Source organism: Pseudomonas morbosilactucae (genome assembly GCF_023241715.1).
Lineage (GTDB): Bacteria > Pseudomonadota > Gammaproteobacteria > Pseudomonadales > Pseudomonadaceae > Aquipseudomonas > Aquipseudomonas morbosilactucae.
Genome location: NZ_JALQCW010000019.1, coordinates 1 through 15,109, shown reverse-complemented (window position 1 = coordinate 15,109; position 15,109 = coordinate 1). Strand labels below are relative to the sequence as shown.

The 15,109-nt window shown below is 64.1% G+C and carries 13 protein-coding genes; 7 read left to right on the top strand and 6 right to left on the bottom strand.

The window, feature by feature from the left end:
- Positions 1 to 199 precede the first annotated feature (199 nt).
- From M1B34_RS09430 to M1B34_RS09420, 3 genes are all read left to right on the top strand, one after another.
- Positions 200 to 1,867 carry a hypothetical protein gene (locus tag M1B34_RS09430; RefSeq protein WP_268264933.1) on the top strand — a complete coding sequence of 556 codons (1,668 nt, stop codon included), beginning with the start codon at positions 200 to 202 and terminating at the stop codon, positions 1,865 to 1,867.
- Positions 1,868 to 1,978: 111 nt separating this feature from the next.
- A complete protein-coding gene (locus M1B34_RS09425) occupies positions 1,979 to 3,334 on the top strand; it encodes a hypothetical protein (RefSeq protein ID WP_123332252.1) in 1,356 nt (451 codons plus the stop codon).
- A gap of 166 nt (positions 3,335 to 3,500) precedes the next feature.
- The gene (locus M1B34_RS09420; protein WP_268261004.1) at positions 3,501 to 3,854 is read left to right on the top strand and encodes a hypothetical protein; all 354 of its coding nucleotides are present in this window, start codon (positions 3,501 to 3,503) and stop codon (positions 3,852 to 3,854) included.
- Positions 3,855 to 3,945: 91 nt separating this feature from the next.
- Here M1B34_RS09420 and deoC read toward each other — a convergent pair whose 3' ends face one another.
- A complete protein-coding gene (gene deoC / locus M1B34_RS09415) occupies positions 3,946 to 4,641 on the bottom strand; it encodes a deoxyribose-phosphate aldolase (protein WP_268264932.1) in 696 nt (231 codons plus the stop codon).
- Between the two features lie 123 nt (positions 4,642 to 4,764).
- On the opposite strand from deoC, the gene deoR reads away from it, so the two are divergent.
- Positions 4,765 to 5,535, top strand: a complete 771-nt coding sequence (gene deoR / locus M1B34_RS09410; protein ID WP_185039213.1) for a DNA-binding transcriptional repressor DeoR — start codon at positions 4,765 to 4,767, stop codon at positions 5,533 to 5,535.
- 12 nt (positions 5,536 to 5,547) lie between these two features.
- Here deoR and M1B34_RS09405 read toward each other — a convergent pair whose 3' ends face one another.
- The 3 genes from M1B34_RS09405 to rbsK all read right to left on the bottom strand — a co-directional run bounded on the left by M1B34_RS09405 (position 5,548) and on the right by rbsK (position 8,952).
- Positions 5,548 to 6,618, bottom strand: a complete 1,071-nt coding sequence (locus M1B34_RS09405; RefSeq protein WP_268264931.1) for an aldose 1-epimerase family protein — start codon at positions 6,616 to 6,618, stop codon at positions 5,548 to 5,550.
- Positions 6,615 to 7,946 carry an L-fucose:H+ symporter permease gene (gene fucP, locus M1B34_RS09400; protein ID WP_123332242.1) on the bottom strand — a complete coding sequence of 444 codons (1,332 nt, stop codon included), beginning with the start codon at positions 7,944 to 7,946 and terminating at the stop codon, positions 6,615 to 6,617. The genes M1B34_RS09405 and fucP overlap by 4 nt, the downstream gene beginning before the upstream one ends.
- Before the next feature lie 79 nt (positions 7,947 to 8,025).
- On the bottom strand, positions 8,026 to 8,952 hold the full coding sequence (gene rbsK, locus M1B34_RS09395) for a ribokinase (protein WP_268261008.1): 927 nt from the start codon (positions 8,950 to 8,952) through the stop codon (positions 8,026 to 8,028).
- Positions 8,953 to 9,243: 291 nt separating this feature from the next.
- Here rbsK and M1B34_RS09390 point away from each other — a divergent pair, with 291 nt between their 5' ends.
- Complete coding sequence (locus tag M1B34_RS09390; protein ID WP_268264930.1) at positions 9,244 to 9,918, top strand: type 1 glutamine amidotransferase domain-containing protein; 675 nt, start codon at positions 9,244 to 9,246, stop codon at positions 9,916 to 9,918.
- Positions 9,919 to 10,012: 94 nt separating this feature from the next.
- On the opposite strand, the gene M1B34_RS09385 is transcribed toward M1B34_RS09390, so the two are convergent.
- Positions 10,013 to 11,062 (bottom strand): ABC transporter substrate-binding protein, encoded by a 1,050-nt coding sequence (locus tag M1B34_RS09385; RefSeq protein ID WP_268264929.1) that lies wholly within the window; start codon positions 11,060 to 11,062, stop codon positions 10,013 to 10,015.
- A gap of 214 nt (positions 11,063 to 11,276) precedes the next feature.
- Between M1B34_RS09385 and M1B34_RS09380 the strand changes: the two genes are divergently transcribed.
- Together M1B34_RS09380 and M1B34_RS09375 are read left to right on the top strand one after the other, a co-directional pair.
- Complete coding sequence (locus M1B34_RS09380; RefSeq protein WP_268264928.1) at positions 11,277 to 13,229, top strand: oxidoreductase; 1,953 nt, start codon at positions 11,277 to 11,279, stop codon at positions 13,227 to 13,229.
- 217 nt (positions 13,230 to 13,446) lie between these two features.
- Positions 13,447 to 14,106, top strand: a complete 660-nt coding sequence (locus tag M1B34_RS09375) for a cupin domain-containing protein (RefSeq protein ID WP_268264927.1) — start codon at positions 13,447 to 13,449, stop codon at positions 14,104 to 14,106.
- Between the two features lie 141 nt (positions 14,107 to 14,247).
- Here M1B34_RS09375 and M1B34_RS09370 read toward each other — a convergent pair.
- A partial coding sequence (locus tag M1B34_RS09370; RefSeq protein ID WP_268264926.1) for a transposase occupies positions 14,248 to 15,109 on the bottom strand: 862 nt, incomplete at its 5' end.

Here is a 15,109-nt window from a genome sequence, read left to right as displayed (position 1 = left end):
TTTTAACATTGCCCCGTGATCCGTCACACCCGGCACCCGCCCCTTTCAATAGCCAAAACAGCAAGTAATGGCGGTTTGATATTGCCAACCGATTTAACCCGCCCCTTGAATCCTCCCCAACCTCGGCTAGCGTTCAGCACTCCCGCTTTCCATACCGTGGGAGGCGATCGACACAAGACAAACAAGGAGTGTTTGCACCATGGCCAAACTCACGCAATTTTCCACCCCCGCCGACATCCAGGACTTCAGTGACAGCCCCGCCCAGCAAGAGCGGATGAACGCCGCCTGGAGCGGCAACATCAATCGCTGGGTCAACGCGGCACTGGTGGGCGACGTCTGGGACTTGATCAACTACGGCCCGCGCCCGGCCTTCTACAACCCTCTGGACACCGACACCCCGAGCACTTCGGTGAATGCCCCCATCACCTGGAACGCCTTCCCCGGGCGCATCCCCGCGCTGTTCCCCAACCAGTCGGCGAACTGGCTGCAATGGGCCGACCAGGGCGTGCCGGCCAACGTCACCACCAACCTCTGCACCCAGCAGAGCATCCCCGCGGCGCCCTACTCGCCCACCGGCCCCCGGGGCTGGCAGGACGAATACTGTGAATGGAGCGTGACCCGCAACGCCGCCGGGCAGATCACCAGCGTGATGTTCACCTGTGAGAACCCGGAATACTGGATGACCCTGTGGCAAGTGGACCCGGGCAAAGTGCTGCAGCGCTACCAGCAGTTGATCAACCCGGCGGTGCAGTTGGCCGACCTGAGCCTCAAGGATGCCCAGGGCCAAACGGTGATCGACCCGGTGACCGGAGCGCCGTGCTACAACCCGCTGAACAAGTGGAACAGCGGCACCCAGACCCTGCCCGGCAGCGGCGGCGCCATGCACCTGACCAGCTCGCCCAACACCCTGGGCGCCGAGTACGACCTGGCAGCGGCCGCGACCATGCCCCGGGAGCTGAACAACGAACCGGTGACCTCGGCCTCGCAACTGGTGTGCTACGCCCGTTACGGGCGCATCGGCCGCCACAGCGACCCGACCATCGGCCAGAACGTCAACCAGTACGTCAACTACACCTCTGGGCTGACCGAGGTCCGGGCGACCCTGACCAACCCGCCGGGTCTGTACATCCAGACCCCGGACTTCAGCGGCTACACCACCCCCGACGGCAGCCCGGCGGCGGCCTGCTGGACCATCAACCGAGGCCACCTGGCGCAGACCTCGGACGACATCGACCGCATCCTCCACGCGACCTTCAGTGTGCCTGCGGGCAAAAACTTTACCGTCAGCGACATCAGCATCAACGGTGCAAAAATCCAGTACGCCTCGCAGATCGCCGGCACCATCACCATGGGCTTGATGGCCACGGTGTTTGGCAACAGCGGCGTGACCCAGCAACCGGTGGCCGGCACCCTGGACAGCGACAACCCCAGCCCGTCGGTATCGGCACTGCAACCGCTGTCGGTGTTCAACGCCTACCGGGCCCAGGAACTAGCCAGCAACGAGCAGGCGCTGTCGATTCCGATCCTGGCCCTGGCCATCCGCCCCGGGCAGCAAGTGGACAACATTGCCTTGCTGCTCAACACCAGCCAGACCCCGAACGGCGCCAGCTTCAGCGTGGTCGAAGGCGGCGTCAGCATCAGCATCACCGGCACCCAGGACCTGCCGGGGCTGGACATGAGCCTGTATCTGGTGAGCATCAGCGCCGACGCCAACGCCGCCCCGGGGGATCGCACGGTTCTCGCCAGCGTGCCTGGCATGGCCAGCACCCAACAGGCGGCGATCGGCCTGCTGACCGTCGGCGGCCCGACCCTGGTCACCTCACAGACCGGCCCGAGCAAGCCGAACTTCCGTCGCGGTCGCGGCTGAGCCCTGCCCACCTGTAATGCCCGCCTCATCGACCGTGGCGGGCAGCCTGGGGCTGCCCGCCACGGCCTGTTCCAGGCGTCCGCTGATCCATGTATTCAAGGAGGAATCATCATGCGCCGTCGTCCTACGGTGTTACTCGGCCTGGCCCTGCTACTCGGCTTACCGGCCACCCAGGCCATGGGCGCGCCGCTATGCGGCAGCCCGTTCGTCCCCTCGCCAACCCTGCAACCGACACTCGCCAACCCCAATTTCAGCGCCAGCGACAGCGCGGTGGACTGCTTCATGTGGCAAACCATGGTCTACCTCAACTGGCCGGCCACCCCAGGCCAACGGGGCGTACCGAATGCCGCCGCCAGCCTGGGCAGCCCGGGCCCCAGCGTCTGGCAGACCTACAAGGATTACAACGAGCTGTACCTGCCCAATGGCCAGCAACCGCCAGCCTGGAACGACAACTTCCTGTCGGTGCAGCGCTTGCAGACCCGAGGCGTGGCACGGGCGTTGCCGTCGATCCGCCTGCTTAACAGCACCAGCAAGGTCTTTCGCGCCGCCAATGCCAACGAATCCCCGGCGCTACGGGAAATCGAGCAGGTCGGCGGCGGCGTGCTCTACGACCAGGCCGGCAGCCCGGTGTACTACGAAATGCTGGTGAATGAGGTCAACTTCGACTTCATCTACAACAACCAGCTGTACAACCCCGCCCAGCAGAACCTCTATGCCAAGCAAAAAGGCATCGTGCTGCCGAACAACTCCATCGAGATCAAGGCCGCCTGGAAGGTGCTGAGCGCCCCGGATAACCCCCAGCGCTTTCTCACCGCCCAAGCGTTGCTGCCCGGCAGCAGCACGCCGGTGACCGTGGGCCTGGTCGGGCTGCATGTGTTCCAGATGCCTTCCAGCGCCTTCAACCAGGGGTTCTGGGCGACCTTCCAGCAGCTCGACAACGCCCCCACGGTGGCCGGCGCCACCCCAGGGGCGCACTACTCGTTCAACAACCCGCAGTGCGCGCCGGCCCAGTGCCAGCCCAATGACAAAACCAGCAATCCGACCCAGGTGGTGCAGAACTTCCCGCCGACGCCAGAGGCGCAGAACATCAACCAATACATGCAGAACCTGATCGCCCAACAGGCCCCGGGCTCCGCCTTGCAGTACTACCAGTTGGTGGACGTGCAATGGCCGACTTCGCCACAAGCCATCGGTCAGCCCGGGGCCACGGCACCGGCGCCCAGTGGCACGCCGAACCACGACACCCTGATCAACCCGGTGCTGGAAACCTTCCTCCAGACCAATCACACGAGCTGCCTGGGTTGCCATGTGTACGCCAGCGTGGCGGCGGACGGCAGCAAGCCGGCCACCGACTACCAGGCCAGCTTCAGCTTCCTGCTGGGCCACGCCAAAAGCCCGGCCCTGGGCAGCAACCTGAAAAGCCTGGCGCAACAGATCGAGGACGCGTCCCTGAGCCTGCAACACTGACCGGCCACTGACGTGGATCAGTGCGCGGCCGCGGGCAGGCGCAGAAGCTCGGGGCTGCGGCGCCATCCGACTGAGGGTAGCGCCCTTCATCGCGACGCCATTGACGCTCCCCCCCAGGCAGAGCCCAATGGCCGGTCTGGCAATGCTTGGACAAGGATGATTCAACATGGCAACGATCAAGGTTCTATCCGGTGATTTTCTTCAGGGTGACGGCGAATACCGCCGAGGCACCTTCAAGTTGAAAACCGCCTTCAACGCCTCGCCCGGGGTGGAGATCAAGGCCTCGGCCTTCAAAACCCTGGAAATCGCCACCGAGGATTCCGTCACCAGCAACGACGCCCTCAGCTTCGGCATCGCCGGGGCCATGCTCCTGGGGCCGGTGGGGGCCCTGGCCGGCTACCTGATAGCCGGCACCGAGACCGAGGTGACCTTTATCGGCACCTTCAAGGATGGCCGGCAATTGCTGGCGGCCACGGACAAACGCACCTATCGGGACATTTCCCGGCACGTCGGCGGCTGAACCCGGCCCGACGCAACAGCGCCCCATAACACGGCCTGTGTCATGGGGCGCTTTTTTGAGCCTGGGTTTTGTTAACGGGACCGACGCGGCCTCAGTAACCCGAACCCGACGCCTGGGCGCCGCTGATGATGGCGATGCCCGAGCTGGAGCCAAGGCGCGTGGCCCCGGCTTCGATCATGGCGATGGCCGTGGGGTAGTCCCGCACACCGCCGGAGGCCTTGACCCCGACCCCGGTGCCCACGGTGCGACGCATCAGGGCCACGTCTTCCAGGGTCGCGCCACCCTGGCTGAAACCGGTGGAGGTCTTGACGAAGGCCACCCCCAATTCACGGCAGATTTCGCAGGCGCTGACCTTGTCAGCGTCGCTCAGCAGGCAGTTTTCCAGGATCACCTTCAACGGCACCGCACCGCAGGCGCGCTGGACCTGGGCGATGTCGTCGCTGACCTCGGCCAGCAAACCTTCCTTGAGCCAGCCGATGTTCAACACCATGTCGATTTCCCGGGCGCCGGCGGCAATCGCCTGCTCGGCCTCGAACGCCTTGGCCGCGCTCAACCCGGCCCCCAGGGGGAAGCCCACCACCGCGCACACCACCACGTCTTGCCCTTGCAGGCACTGGGCGGCCAGGGGCACCTGGGCCGAGTTCACGCACACCGAGTAAAAACCATGCTCGCGGGCTTCGTCGCACAGGGTCGTAATCTGCGCCCGCGAAGCCTGGGGGGCCAACAGGGTATGATCGATGTATTTGGCCAAGGCGGCGGGTTCAAGACGCGTCTTAAGGTCGGTCATCAGGTCAGCTCCAGCTTGTCTATGGGGATGCGCCTGCGCCAACATTCACTGGTCACCTGCACAAATACGTTACAATAATAACAAATAATGTTACTTAAATAACACCAACATTCAACCCCCGGAATGCCTGTGGACAGTAAAAAAGCCGAACGTCTCAAGCTCATCCTCCAAGCCCTGCAGGACCAGAACGCCATTCACCTGCGGGAAATGGCCGCCCTGCTGGACGTCTCCGAAATGACCCTGCGTCGCGACCTGAGCATCTACAGCGATCAGCTGCGGCTGCTGGGCGGCTACATCACCCGGGCCTTCGACGGCAACGACGGCAGCGACTACCGGGTGGCCGAACAGGACACCCGCCACGTCGAGGAAAAACGCCGCATCGGCAAACTCGCCGCGCGCTTTATCCAGCCCGGCGACACGGTGTTTTTCGACTGTGGCACCACCACCCCGTTCGTCGTCGACTTCATCCCGGACGAACTGGAGTTCACCGCCGTGTGCAACTCCCTCAACGTGCTGCTCAAGCTGCAACAAAAGCCCAACTGCTCCATCGTCCTCTGCGGCGGCACCTTCCACCGCAAAAACCAGGTGTTCGAGAACAGCGCCGAAACCGGCATCCTCGATGGCGTGCGCCTGACCTGGGCCCTGGTCTCGGCGGCCGGGGTCAGCCAGGAATTCGGCGTCACCTGCTTCAACTTCCATGAAGTGGAGGTCAAGCAGAAGGTCCTGCGCCAGGCCCAGCACCGCATGCTGCTGGCTGACCACAGCAAGTTCGACAGCGTGCGCACCGCCCACTTCGGCCGCCTGGAAGACTTCCAGTACGTGGTCAGCGACAAGAAAATCCCCAAGGCCTACCGCGACGCCATTGCCGCCCAGGGCGCCGAACTGGTGCTCTGAGCGGCCCCGGCCTCAACGCACCAGGGTTTGTTCCAACGCCTGGCGCTCGGCCGGGCTCAGATAGCCGGTGGTCACGCTGAAGTCTGCCGTGGCCCCGGCCACCAGTGAGCGCACATGGCCCTTGGCGGACTCCGCCAGGTAGCCCTCAGGCTCGCAGGTGGCGGGCAAGACAAAGGCCGCCACCTGCTGGTCGGGGTTGTGCAGGATCCAGCGCGCCGCGTGGTCGAACTGATCGGGCCGGTAGCCGGTGTAAAACCCCGCGCCATCGGGATGGTTGAGCAGAAAATGCGCCCGCCCGCCGGCATCGGCCTGCACCCCGTCGAAGAAGCAGACGATTTCCGGGTCGTACAGCTGCGGCTGGTCCAAGCACTGTAACTGCGCCGGGTCCTGGCTCAACTGCTCCATGTAGGCACTCCAGGCCGGGGTCGGCTTGACGTGGGCCGGCACGCTGCTGCGCAGGCGAATCCGCTCGGCCCCCAGGGGCTCCACCAGCCGCGCGCCTTCCACATAGGCGTAGTTCATATGGGCCATGTACATCAGGTCCATGGGCTTGCTCGCCAGGTTGCGCACCTGCAGGGCGATCTCGAACAGGGCCGAGGCGTCGCGCAGGGTCACGCTGGGGCTGGCCAGGTAGCGGTCGCCAAAACCCTGGGCGTATTCATAGCTGCCGCCCAGGCGCAGGTAGGCCCCCGAGGCGTCTTCGCCAATCTCCAGCCAGGCGCTGTCCATGGGCGCACACGGCAGTTCGCCGTGCAGCGCATGGTCGTCCGCCGGGCTCGGGCAGCCGTTGCGCAACAGGCCGCTGTGGAACATGAAGCAACCGTAGGTGCCGATCACCGTCGGGCTGGGCCGGGGCTGGTTGAACAGGTGGCTCATGGTCAGGTCGCAACCGTCGAACACCGCCGACCAGATCATCTGCCCCTGATACGGCAGGACCACCAGCCGGCCCCGGCTGTTTTCCAGGCTCAGGGCGCGGACGCCGGACGGGTATGTCCAGGCCCGCACGGTGAACGCAGCGGACTCCAGGAGCAACTTTTCCTGCTCGCCAAACAGCGCGCCATACAAAGGGATACGGGTACTCATGAGGCCACCGCCGCGCCGGCCGGTGCCGGTTCGACCCGAGCCTGGCGCAGGCAGCGCAAGGCGTAGGCGACGATCACGATAAAGCACAGCAGCGGCACGCTGTAGGCCAGTTGCATGTTGCCGCCGGTGGCGTCGGAGAGCAGGCCCTGGAAGATCGGAATCACCCCGCCCCCCACGATGCTCATCACCAGCAGCGAACCGCCGACGCCGGTGTCTTCACCCAGGCCGTCGATGGTCAGGCCGTAAATGGTCGGCCAGCACGGGCCGAGGAAAATACTCACTCCCACCGCCGCGTACACCGCACTGATGTTCGGCACCAGAATGGTGTAAGCCAGCAACACGATGCACAGCACGCCGTAGATGGCCAAGACCTTGGCCGGGTGCAGCTTGCGCATCAGCAGGTTGGCAATCAGCTTGCCGACGAAATAGGCGGCGAAGGTGGTCAGCAAGAACCACGAGGCGCTGCGCTCGTTCATCCCGCCCATCTGCATGGCCAGGCGAATGGTGAAGCTCCACACCCCAACCTGGGCGCCGACATAGAGAAACTGCGCCAACACGCCAAAGGTGAAGCGCGGGTTGCGCCACAGGCGACCCAAGCTCTGGCCGAGACTGGCGGTCTTCTGGCTGCGCGGGGCATTGCCCTTGCACGCCGGGAAGCGGGTGATGGCGATGAGGATAAACATCAGCACCAGCACCGCGATCATCCACTTATAGGGCAGCAAGGTGGACTGGATCATCTGCAACTGGGCGATGGCCGCGTCCGAGGCGCTCATTTGCGTGAGCTGCTCGTGGGTGGCGTCGGTTTCCTTGAACATCACAAAGCTGCCCACGTACACCCCGGCCATGGCGCCGAACGGGTGGAAGGTCTGGGAGATGTTCAGGCGCCGGGTCCCGGTTTCCCGCGGGCCCATCAGGGTCGAATAGGTGTTGCAGGCGGTCTCCAGGAACGACAGGCCCGCGGCAATCACGAACAGCGCCAGGAGGAACATGCCGTACTTGGCGCTGGACGCCGCCGGGAAGAACAGCAGGCAACCGAACATGTACAGCAACAGGCCGATCAGGATCGTGCTCTTGTAGCTGAAGCGGCGCACCACCAACGCGGCGGGAATGGCCACGAAGAAGTACCCCAGGTAGAACGCCGACTGCACAAAGGCCGTCTGGAAATCGCTGAGCAGGAAGGCCTTCTTGAAGTGGGCGATCAGCACATCATTCATGCTCGCCGCTGCCGCCCACAGGGCGAAAATGCTGCACAGCAAAATAAACGCGAACCAGGGGGTGCGGTTGAGGTAGAAGCCGTCAGGCGTCTGTTGCAGCGGAGGCTTAGTCATTATTGTTCTCCGTGAATAGGTACTTTTTTTGGGGATATCGCTTTTATCGTGTCGCTTGCAGCGTGCAGCCAGTGCCCTATCAAGCCCCTTGCTGCCGCTGAAATTCTGCAAACTCCTGCACATCCGCATACGAACTCTGGGTTCCCAGCCCCGTCACCGAGCAGGCTGAATAGGCCACGGCCCGGGTCATGGCGGCGCGGATGTCGCGGTCGCGGCTCCAGTCGTTGATAAAGCAACCGATAAACGCGTCGCCGGCGCCGGTGGTGTCCCGCGCGTCGACCCGCAGGCCGGGCACCTGGAACTCGCCCTCCTCACCCACGTACAGCGCGCCTTGCTGGCCCAGGGTGACGATCACGTGGCGCAAGCCCCGGGCCACCAGGGAGCGCGCCGCCAGCAGTGCCGACTCAGGCCCGTCCACGGCCTGGCCGCTGATCAGTGCCAGTTCGGATTCGTTAGGGATCAGGAAGTCCAGTTGCGCCAGGTGAGTCGGGCTCAGGTCAGGCACCGCTGGCGCCGGGTTGAGCAGCACCGGAATACCGTGGCGACGGCCGAACTCGATGGCGTAATAGACCGTCTCCAGGTTGATTTCCAACTGCAGGACAATCAGCCCGCACTGGCGCAGGTCGGCCTCGGCGGCATCAATGTCCGCCGGCAGCAGGTGGGCGTTGGCGCCCTTGACGATGAGGATGCTGTTGTGGGAATCGCGCTTGACGAAGATCGGCGCCACGCCGCTGGACACCCCAGGCACCTTCTGCACATAACGGGTGTCGATGCCAAAGCGCTGGAAGTTGGCCAGGGTGGTGTCGGCAAAGGCGTCGTCGCCCACCTTGCTCAGCATCAGCACCTGGCCACCGAGCTTGGCGGCCGCCACGGCCTGGTTGGCGCCCTTGCCGCCACAGCCCATGGCGAAACTCGGGGCTTCCAGAGTTTCGCCCTGGGCGGGCATGCGTTCGATGTAGGTGATCAGGTCCACCATGTTGCTGCCGATGACTGCGATCCTGCCCATTTCTTTCCACCTTGTACGGCTTGGCCGGGCGGCTGCCGGCGTTGTTGTTTTGTTATTTAAATAACATTTCATGTGAACATTCAATCTTTTTTATTCAGCGCCGTGAGGCCGCAAGACCGACGGTTGATGGGCCTTGCCTGCCTCCCCGTCGCTGCGGCCCAACAGCCAAGGAACGCCGACGCGGGCCCAGGGTCCTTTAATTCATGGGCTCGGCGTTGCACCGCCCTGCCCCCGGACAGCCGCCAGGCGCTCCGCCTTTTTCCCTGCGCCGCACATTGCACTGGAGTTCCCATGAAAATTCTGATGGTCCTGACGTCCCACGATGAGCTGGGCAACACCGGGCAAAAGACCGGTTTCTGGCTGGAAGAGTTCGCCGCGCCTTATTACGTGTTCAAGGACGCCGGCGCGCAAATCACCCTGGCCTCGCCCAAGGGCGGCCAACCGCCGATCGACCCGAAAAGCAGCGCCGCAGACGCCCAGGCCGCGGCCACCGACCGCTTCTACAAAGACTCGGCGGCGCAGCAGGCCCTGGCGGCCACCCTGCCCCTGAGCACGCTCAAGGCCGACGATTTCGATGGGCTGTTCTACCCAGGAGGCCATGGCCCGCTGTGGGACCTGGCCGAAGACGCCCACTCCATCGCCCTGATCGAGCGCTTCAGTGCCTTGAACAAACCCGTGGGCGCGGTGTGCCACGCCCCGGGCGTGCTGCGCCACACCCTAGGGCCGGACGGCAAACCGCTGGTCAACGGCAAGGCCGTGACGGGTTTCAGCAACAGTGAGGAAGCGGCGGTGCAACTCACCGACGTGGTGCCGTTCCTGGTGGAGGACATGCTCAAGGCCCACGGCGGCCGTTACTCCAGCGGCGAAGACTGGGCCAGCCATGTCGAAGTGGACGGGTTGTTGGCCACCGGCCAGAACCCCGGCTCGTCGGAGGCCACTGCCGAGGCGTTGCTCAAACTGCTATAGACACACAAACGCCGCCGACCGGTGCTGACCGATCGGCGGCGTTTCTTGGTACGTGTGGCGAGCCCCGAGATCCAGGGGCTGACGTCACATCGGGCTACTGCGTGGCCCAGGCGTTGAAGCGTTCTTCCAGTTCCTCGCCGTGGTCCACCCAGAACTCGACGTCCATGGCCAGGGCGCCCTTGAGGTTCTGCGGGGCAGTGGGCACCCATTGGGCCAGCATGGGGTCCAGCTGGGCGGCAGCCAGGGTGTTGGTGGGGCCATAGGGAATTTGCTGCACGTAGCGGACTTGGTTCTCGGGCTGGTTGGTGAAGCTGATCAGGCGCTTGGCCTGGTCCACGTGCTTGGAGCCCTTGATGATCGCCCAGTAATCCATGCCGTACAGGCTGCCGGGCCAGACCACCGCCAGGGGCGCGCCCGCCTGGGCGGCTGCGGCAATGCGCCCGCTGTAGGTGGAGGTCATCACCACATCCCCCGCACTCAACCACTGCGCCGGCTGCGCACCGGCCTCCCACCACTGAACGTAAGGCTTGAGGGCCGTGAGCTTGGCAAAGGCTCGGTCCACCCCCGCAGGCGTGGCCAGCACTCGGTAAACGTCTTCGGGCTTGACCCCGTCCGCCAACAGGGCGAACTCCAGGTTGTACACCGCACGCTTGCGCAGGCCGCGCTTGCCGGGAATTTTGCCGACGTCCCAGAAGTCCGCCCAGGAGGTGGGGGCCTGGGCCAGCTTGTTGCGGTCGTAGGCAATCGCCACGCTCCACACCAGGGCCGCCGAACCGCACTCCTGGGCGGCATCGGCAATCAGTTGCTCGGCATGGCCCAGGGCCTTCCAGTCCAGGCGCTCGTACATGCCGCTTTCACAGCCGCGCGCCAGGTCCGGGCCTTCGATCTGCACCAGGTCCCAATCGACGTTGCCGGTGTCCACCATGACTTTGATCCGCGCCATCTCGCCGTTGTATTCGCTCTGGATCAGTTGGCTGCCGTCGGCCTGGCTGAAGGGCCGGAAGAACGCCACGTCCTGGGCTTTCTGCCCGGCGCCGCCGTAACCCACCACCACCATGTCCGGTGCCGCCCAGGCATTGCCCAGGGCCATGGCCAGGCCCAGTGCCAGGGGATAGACCGCGTGCTTGCAGGAAATCGCTTTCATCTGTGGTTCCTCGTAGCGGTGCCACGACGCCCAGGCGTGCGCAGCCCTTTTTTATTGTTTTGAGGTTCGCCCCGGGAGCGGGCGCAGATCGAAACTACTGCAAGAGCCAGTAAAAAAACAAGTTGATTTTTTACTACAGGTAAATTTTCATAGCCTCATAATAACAACGCCGAAGCGTCGCCCCGTCGTCGTCGGCCCGCCTGGAGTCACCGCAATGACCAGCGCCTTTCCCCACCTGTTCGAACCCTTGCAGATCCGTGGCAAACGCCTGAAGAACCGCATCATGTCCAGCGGCCACGACACCTCGATGCCCACCGACAACCTGGTCAACGAACAACTGATCGCCTACCACCGCGCCCGGGCCAAAGGCGGCGTCGGCCTGATCGTGCTGCAAGTGGCCGGGGTCCACGACAGTGCGCGCTACACCAGCCACGTGCTGATGGCCACCGACGACCGCTGCATCGAGGGCTATCGGCAACTGGCCGAGGCCTGCCATGCCGAGGGCACGGTGGTGCTGTCGCAGATTTTCCACCCCGGGCGGGAAATCATGGAGTCCGCCGACGGCCTGCTGGCGGTGGCCTACGCCCCTTCGGCAGTGCCCAATGAACGCTTCCGGGTCATGCCCCGGGCCCTGGATCAGGAGATGATCGACGAAATCATCCAAGGCTACGCCGACGCCGCCCGGCGCCTGCATCAGGCCGGCCTGGACGGCGTGGAACTGGTGGCCAGCCACGGCTACCTGCCGGCGCAATTCATCAACCCCCGGGTCAACCGCCGCACCGACGGCTACAACGGCGAACTGCAACAGCGCCTGCGCTTTATCCGGGAAATCCTCGACGCCATGCGCGCCAGCACCGATGCCGAGTTCATCATCGGCCTGCGCATCAGCGCCGATGAACGCGACCCCGAAGGCCTCACCGAAGACGAATCCCTGGCCGCCGTGCAACTGCTGCAAGGGCAACTGGACTACGTGCACATCGTCGCCGGCACCTCCGCCTCCCTCGGCGGCGCCGTGCACATCGTCCCACCCATGGCGGTGGAAGCGGCTTATCTGGCCCGGGAAGCCGGCACCTTCAAGGCCGGGCTGTCGATCCCGCTGTTCGTCACCGGGCGCATCAACCAGCCCCAGGAAGCCGAAGCCATCATCGCCAAGGGCCAGGCCGACGTCTGTGGCATGACCCGCGCGCTGATCTGCGACCCCGAGATGCCCAACAAGAGCGATAGCGGCCACGCCGAAGACGTGCGCGCCTGCATCGCCTGCAACCAGGCGTGCATCGGCCACTTCCACAAGGGCCTGCCGATCTCCTGCATCCAGCACCCGGAAACCGGCCGCGAACTGATCTACGGCCAGCTCAAGGTCAGCGCCCAACGCAAACGCATCCTCGTCGTGGGCGGCGGCCCGGCCGGCATGAAAGCCGCCGCCGTCGCCGCACAACGGGGCCACCAGGTCACCCTGTACGAAGCCACCTCCCAACTCGGCGGCCAAGTGCTGCTGGCCCAACTGCTGCCACGGCGCAGCGAGTTCGGCGGCGCCAGCACCAACCTGCAACGGGAAATGCAACTGGCCGGCGTCGAGGTGGTGCGCAACACCCGAGTCGACCGCGCCCTGGTCGAGCGCGAACAACCGGACCTGGTGATCATCGCCACCGGCGCCCAACCCTACTGGCCGAACTTCGAACGCGGCGGCGAACTGCAAGTGGTGGACGCCTGGCAAGTACTGCGCGATGAAGTGCAACTGGGCCGCAGCGTGGTGGTGGTCGACTGGCGCTGCGACTGGATCGGCCCCGGCATCGCCGAACGCCTGGTCCGTGCTGGGCACCAGGTGCAACTGGCGGTCAACGGCACCCACTGCGGCGAAAGCCTGCCGCTCTACGTGCGCGACCAACTGGCCGGCGAACTGCACAAACTGGCGGTCCCGATCATTCCCTACGCCCGCCTCTACGGCTGCGACGACAGCACCGTCTACCTGCAACACACCGCCAGCGGCGAACCCATGCTGCTGGAAAACGTCGACAGCCTGGTGCTGTGCCAAGGCCACCAATCCGTGGACGACCTCGGCCACCAACTCAAAGGCCTGGTGCCCTTCCAGCGCATCGGCGACTGCCTGGCACCGCGCACCGTGGAAGAAGCCATCCACGAAGGCTTGAAAGTCGCCTGGGCGCTTTGAGGCTGCTTTATACTCCAGGGCTTTTGCAGGACGGGCGTCCGAACAGGCTGTGTGAAAACGTCACGAGTGAAGGCAAGACAAGGCAAAAACAGGCGAGGAAGCGGAGTTTACTGGCTGTAAATGAGCATTCCGAGCCTGTTTTTAACGCAGTATTGCCAAACGCAGTAGTTTTCACACAGCCTGCGGATGCGCCCGCTTTCCAGGTCCGGAGCCCGCCATGAACCCCAGCAGCAAGACGCCGCCCGCGAGCCGCCCTCCCGCAGCGGAGCCCGGCACCGACAACCAGGCCCCTGGCGGCCCACAGTTTCTTGGCACCCGCATCCGTGGCCTGCGCAAACGCCGCGGCCTGACCCTGAGCGAACTGGCGCAACAGAGCGAACTCACCGCCGGCTACATCAGCCAACTGGAACGCAACCTCGCCTACCCCTCCATCCCCGCCCTGTTCAACATCGCCCGCAGCCTGGGCGTGACCATCCAATGGTTCTTCGCCAGCGAAACCCAGACCGCACCCGAAGACCAAGGCTATGTGGTACGCAAAAAACAGCGGCTGCAGGTGAATTATGAGAACGGGATTATCGATCAACTGCTGACCCCGCAACCGACCCGGCAGCTGGAGTTTTTGCACTCACGCTTTCCGCCGGGGACCTACAGCAAGGAGAGTTACAGCCATGAGGGGGAAGAAGCCGGGTATGTGCTGTCGGGGAGCTTTGAGCTGTGGGTGGGGGAACGGTATTTCCAGCTGAGTGAGGGGGATAGCTACAGCTTTTCCAGCCAGGAACCGCATAAGTATGGGAACCCTGGGGAGGAGGATGCGGTGGTGTTGTGGGGAGGGGTTAACCGAACGCCTGCCATCAGACTGATTCTGTTGAAAAAGTAGGTTCAGCGGCAGCCAGCCAGTCAGGTGTACCTGCTGTCGAAGTAGCTGCAAGCCACTTCAAGTTGTCTTTCGGTGTTTCGCTGAGCGTTCTGGCTCAGGTTTGAAGGTTAATTCGAGGGTTTCTGCCCATAGCAGGCGTACCTATCCCGTGAGCGGTGGCCCTTGAGGCAAAAGTTTGGCCATGCGACGCAGGTTCTGCACCATCGCAGCCAAGGTGAACTCGTCAGTAGCCCCCGCCAGGCCTCGCAGTCGCAAGCGGTCGAGTTTCATGATCCGTTTGAGGTGGGCGAAAAGAATCTCCACCTTCTTTCGCTCGCAGCGCGAGACGACGTACTCCGGTGTCTTGGCGATGCGTCGGGCCACGTCCCGGGCAGCCTCACGGATGCTGCGAACGATCTTCCGATTCGGCGTGTTGGGGCAGCACTTCGCTTTCAGCGTACAGGTGGCGCAGTCAGTTTGGCTGGAGCGATAGATGATGGTGTTGGCCTTGGTCACCCGCGATCTTTTTTGGGTGAAGGCGCGCCATTCACTGCGCAGTGGCTTGCTGGCTGGGCAGAGGTATTCATTGGCTTCCGGATTCCAGTGGAAGTCGTTACTGGAGAGGCTGTCGTCCTTGCGCTCGGTCTTGTCCCACACCGGCACATGCGGCTCGATGTCCTTTTCTTCGACCATCCAGGCCAGCATCGGGGCAGTGCCATAGGCGGTATCACCGATGAGGCGCTCTGGTGTGAGGTCGAACTCCGCTTCGACACGCTCGACCATCGTCTTGGTCGAATCGACTTCGGCAGTACGGTGCGCCGGGGTCGCCTCCACATCCATGATCACGCCGTGCTCAGTGTCGATCAGGTAATTCGTGGAGTAGGCAAAGAAGGCCGGACCGCCTGGCGCTGCTGTCCAACGCGACTGCGGATCGGTAAGCGAAATTTTCTCCGTCCCCGGTGGTTGGTACTTCACCCCGACCTCCCACTGCGTGCCATCGGTGGGTGGCAGCGGGTTGCCGGCG

What these genes read in the sequence shown, in the direction of transcription:
- rbsK (WP_268261008.1), bottom strand. Translation starts at nt 8,952, where the DNA reads ATGGGCAGGATCGCAGTCATCGGCAGCAACATGGTGGACCTGATCACC.
- fucP (WP_123332242.1), bottom strand. Translation starts at nt 7,946, where the DNA reads ATGACTAAGCCTCCGCTGCAACAGACGCCTGACGGCTTCTACCTCAAC.
- M1B34_RS09430 (WP_268264933.1), top strand. Translation starts at nt 200, where the DNA reads ATGGCCAAACTCACGCAATTTTCCACCCCCGCCGACATCCAGGACTTC.
- M1B34_RS09375 (WP_268264927.1), top strand. Translation starts at nt 13,447, where the DNA reads ATGAACCCCAGCAGCAAGACGCCGCCCGCGAGCCGCCCTCCCGCAGCG.
- M1B34_RS09390 (WP_268264930.1), top strand. Translation starts at nt 9,244, where the DNA reads ATGAAAATTCTGATGGTCCTGACGTCCCACGATGAGCTGGGCAACACC.
- M1B34_RS09385 (WP_268264929.1), bottom strand. Translation starts at nt 11,062, where the DNA reads ATGAAAGCGATTTCCTGCAAGCACGCGGTCTATCCCCTGGCACTGGGC.
- M1B34_RS09420 (WP_268261004.1), top strand. Translation starts at nt 3,501, where the DNA reads ATGGCAACGATCAAGGTTCTATCCGGTGATTTTCTTCAGGGTGACGGC.
- M1B34_RS09380 (WP_268264928.1), top strand. Translation starts at nt 11,277, where the DNA reads ATGACCAGCGCCTTTCCCCACCTGTTCGAACCCTTGCAGATCCGTGGC.
- deoC (WP_268264932.1), bottom strand. Translation starts at nt 4,641, where the DNA reads ATGACCGACCTTAAGACGCGTCTTGAACCCGCCGCCTTGGCCAAATAC.
- deoR (WP_185039213.1), top strand. Translation starts at nt 4,765, where the DNA reads ATGCCTGTGGACAGTAAAAAAGCCGAACGTCTCAAGCTCATCCTCCAA.
- M1B34_RS09425 (WP_123332252.1), top strand. Translation starts at nt 1,979, where the DNA reads ATGCGCCGTCGTCCTACGGTGTTACTCGGCCTGGCCCTGCTACTCGGC.
- M1B34_RS09405 (WP_268264931.1), bottom strand. Translation starts at nt 6,618, where the DNA reads ATGAGTACCCGTATCCCTTTGTATGGCGCGCTGTTTGGCGAGCAGGAA.